The 3,632-nt window shown below is 63.3% G+C and carries 2 protein-coding genes; one reads left to right on the plus strand and one right to left on the minus strand.

Features of this window, described 5'->3' with window-relative positions:
* On the plus strand, positions 1 to 2,177 hold a 2,177-nt coding region (locus tag AOK01_RS26005; RefSeq protein ID WP_107099912.1), incomplete at its 5' end, for an ATP-binding protein.
* 302 nt (positions 2,178 to 2,479) lie between these two features.
* On the opposite strand, the gene AOK01_RS41660 is transcribed toward AOK01_RS26005, so the two are convergent.
* Positions 2,480 to 2,893 (minus strand): peptidase inhibitor family I36 protein, encoded by a 414-nt coding sequence (locus AOK01_RS41660; RefSeq protein WP_079103749.1) that lies wholly within the window; start codon positions 2,891 to 2,893, stop codon positions 2,480 to 2,482.
* Between the last annotated feature and the right edge of the window lie 739 nt (positions 2,894 to 3,632).

Consider the following 3,632-nt stretch of genomic DNA (forward strand, 5'->3'; position numbering starts at 1 on the left):
AACAGGATCACGAGACACTAGGGGTCGATCCCGGCCCGGCACTGCAGGAGATGTACCAACGTGTCCTGCGAGCCGATACCGAACTTCTCGCTCTCCCTGCTCCAGGCAAGCCTGTGCCTGCCTCCGCTCCTGTACCTATCTGCGAATTCCCGGTTCCGGCGCAACTACCCGCCAGCCTAACGGTGTTCGTCGGCCGTGACACCGAGCTGGCTGAGGTGTCTGCGTCGTTCTTGGGCGGCACGATGGCGATCAGCGCCATCGCTGGCATGGCAGGTGTCGGCAAAAGCACCTTCGCGGTGCACTGGGCGCGACGGATCGCCGACCGTTTCCCGGATGGCCAGTTGTATCTAAATCTCCGGGGCTTCGACCCGGTCGGGCTGCCTGTTCCGCCGGAACACGCTCTGCGCATCCTTCTGGAATCACTGGGCACCGACCCACGCCCGCTGCCGAGCGAAGTTGATGCACTCGCGGGCATCTACCGCACCCGGCTTGTCGGCAAGCGCGTTCTTGTGCTGCTGGACAACGTACGCGATGCCACGCAGGTGCGGCCTTTGCTTCCAGGAGAGCCTGGCTGCTTGGTTATCGTCACGAGCCGCAACAGGCTCTCCGATCTGGTTGCTTTGGACGGCGCCCACCTCCAGGAGCTCGACATTCTTTCCCCTGCGGAAGCCCGTGCACTGCTTGCCCGCCGCCTTGGACAACAGCGCGTCGCGGCCGAACCTCAGGCAGTCGAGGAGATCATCGCCCAGTGCGCACGATTGCCGCTGGCCCTGGCAGTAACTGCCGCCCGTGCGGCCGTCCGGTCCGCCTTCTCCCTTGAGACGATCGCAGCCGAACTACGCGACAGCGCCAGCAACCTGGACGCCTTCCACCACAGCAACGCCACAGCCGACGTGCGCGCCGTCTTTTCCTGGTCTTACCATGCCCTCAGCCCCGACGCCGCCTACCTGTTTCGACTACTGTCTCTGCACCCTGGACCCGACGTCACTCTGCCCGCCGCTGCCAGTCTGGCCGGACTCACCATCCCCCACACCAGACATCTACTCAGCGAACTCATACAGACCCACCTCACGGACGAAACCGTCCCTGGCCGCTACGCTTCCCACGACCTGCTGCGCACCTACGCCGGCGAACTGGCCGCAACCATCGATTCACCCCAGCACATAGCGGCCGCTCGGCAGCGGATCTTCGACCATTACCTGCATACTGCCCGCGAGGCGCTCGGTCTGACCGCCGAACGGGCCCTGATCGCTATGTCTCGCCCAGCTGCTGGGGTGCGCGCCGAGGGGTTCGCGGGAGACACCACGAAGGCGGCGGCCTGGCTCGCTGCCGAGCAGGCGGTGCTCCTTGCCGCCGTCGAACAGGCCGCCACCCACCGGTATGACATCCACGCCTGGCAACTGGCCTGGGCCACAGCGAATCACCTGCATTGGCAGGGCCGGTGGCACGAGCACGAGAGAATACACCGTACTGCCATGGTCGCGGCGGGCCGACTGGGCGACCGAACTGCCAAGGCTCACGCGCACCACGGTCTCGCCACAGCTGCGGCCGCTCTGGGAGGCTTCGACGAGGCACGCGGCCACATTGAACGCGCTGTCCAACTGTTCGCCGAATTGGGCGACACGAGGGCCCTCGCCGAAAGCTGTCGCACGATGGCCTCGGTGGCGAAGCAGCAGGGCGATCCGAAGGCAGCGCTCGGCGCCGCGCAGCAGTTCCTCGCGTTCCAGCAGGCCCACAACGGTCAGGACAGTGAGGATAGCCGTGGCCGAAGAGCGACAGCCGCCGGGCTCAATGCAGTCGCCTGGTGCCACACATTGCTTGGGCAGCATGAGCAGGCTCTTGAGCGATCACGGGAGGCACTGGCCCTGTGCCAGGAACTCGACTGCGTCACCGGGGCAGCGGAAACCTGGGACGGTATCGGCCAAGCTCACCATAACCTCGGCCAGTACGAACAGGCCGTCGTCGCCTATCGCAATGCGCTCGACCTCTTCCGGAGCAGCGACTTCCCATGGATGAGCGCTAGTACCCTGGAGCGCCTCGGGATTACCTATCTGAGCACCGATTGCCCGGCTGCGGCTGGTGCTGTGTGGACCGAGGCACTGGGTGTCAAGAATCAGCTCGGCAATCACGCAAATACGGAGTCGCTCCGCATCAGGTTGCGTCAACTGGGACAGTAGGCGTGATGGTGAAGAGTCTCTCTGCTGAACAGTCCGCTGACGCCGCGTTGGACGCCCTGTCCCACTTTCGTGTCGAGTTCTATGACTGCCTCTACAGCCGCGCGGATGCGCTCTTCAAGCTCACCGACGAGTGCTGTGCTCGGGTGGCCCGGTGGCGTCGCTGGTCGAGTTGACGCTCATGGCTGAGCAGGAACCCGTCGCTGACCCGACGTGACAACCGGGCCGAGAGCCTGCCCATCACCAGCTCTGGAGAACGCAAGTGTCCGCCGACTCTGTCGGCGGACACTTGCGAAAGGTCGAGACTAACTGTTTGATCCACAGAACGAGGATATGCGATCGTTGAAGGTGTTCACACCGGCGTAAGAATGATCTGCGTTCCAGATCCCTATGCTACGCAGGTCGGCATAAGCTTGCCCCGGCGAGATCTTGATGTACTTCCCACCCTCTTCATAGTCCTGGTAAAGCCGCTGGACAAGGCCCGTGTTGTTGTAGAGTGACGATGCCCGGTCGTTTGCTTGTCCGTTCAGGACTGCATTCAGCGTAATGCATCCCAGTCGCGAGCGGAAATCGTACTCAATTCCCTCGTAATCGGTGTCATTGTACAGGCATAGGCTATCCGCTGGGCAACCCGCCGCCTGGGCCGGCGCCGCACCGAAGATTGCACCACCCATCATTATGGCCGTACCAAAGGCGACAGAAAGTGTGCGTGATCGCATTTTACTCCTTCATTGCGGTCTATTGCAGGGCCGGTCGACAGCGAAGCAGGTACTACGTGACAGAAGCTATTCCGAGAAAATCACATGAAGAAACCAGTGCTGCCTGGCAAAGGCAACCTGCTGGGTGTTCATAGACGATTCATTACTGATATATGGAGCATCCGAGTATGCGCGAGGTGCACCTTTCGCCATACTTCGACCTGCGGGCCATGCGTATCCACGCGCCCAGGCGTACTCCCCAGTCCGGGCACTGAGCACTTTTCGAGCCGGCGGTGTCTGACCGTGAGTTGGAGTGTCCTGTGCAACGACGAAGCTCCTGGTAGACGGGTTCTCGGACAAGAACGCCCTCGCCGATGTGGAGCTCACGTGCTGCGCGGACAAGGCGTACCAAGGCGTCGGCGGACCCCGTCCGGGTTCCGTTTCGGGACCGCCGCCCCAAGCGATGGAAGCGCCGCCACAACACCACCCACGCCAAGACCCGCTGCCTCGGCGAACGGACCATGGCCACCGTCAAAGGCCGGCGCCGCCGCAGCACCAACCGCATCCCCGACGTGGTGAAGGCCGTCCTCGTCCTTCACCACGCATCGGCGTGAGGTTGGAAAAAGCTCAGTGACGACATTCGACGGCGCCGCGGTTCAGCGAGGGAAAGCGGGCGGTGGCACGGTCTGCGTCCCGAGCCGGTCCGGTGCGCGACCCGTCCCGCTCCCCCTCTGTTTGATACCTTTCACTGGACACGCAA

Origin of the sequence: Streptomyces aurantiacus (assembly GCF_001418335.1) — a bacterium.
In the GTDB taxonomy this organism is placed as follows: Bacteria; Actinomycetota; Actinomycetes; order Streptomycetales; family Streptomycetaceae; genus Streptomyces; species Streptomyces aurantiacus.

Bases quoted from the DNA above. Each gene is read 5' to 3' on its own strand.
- AOK01_RS41660 (WP_079103749.1), bottom strand. From the start codon at position 2,893: ATGCGATCACGCACACTTTCTGTCGCCTTTGGTACGGCCATAATGATG.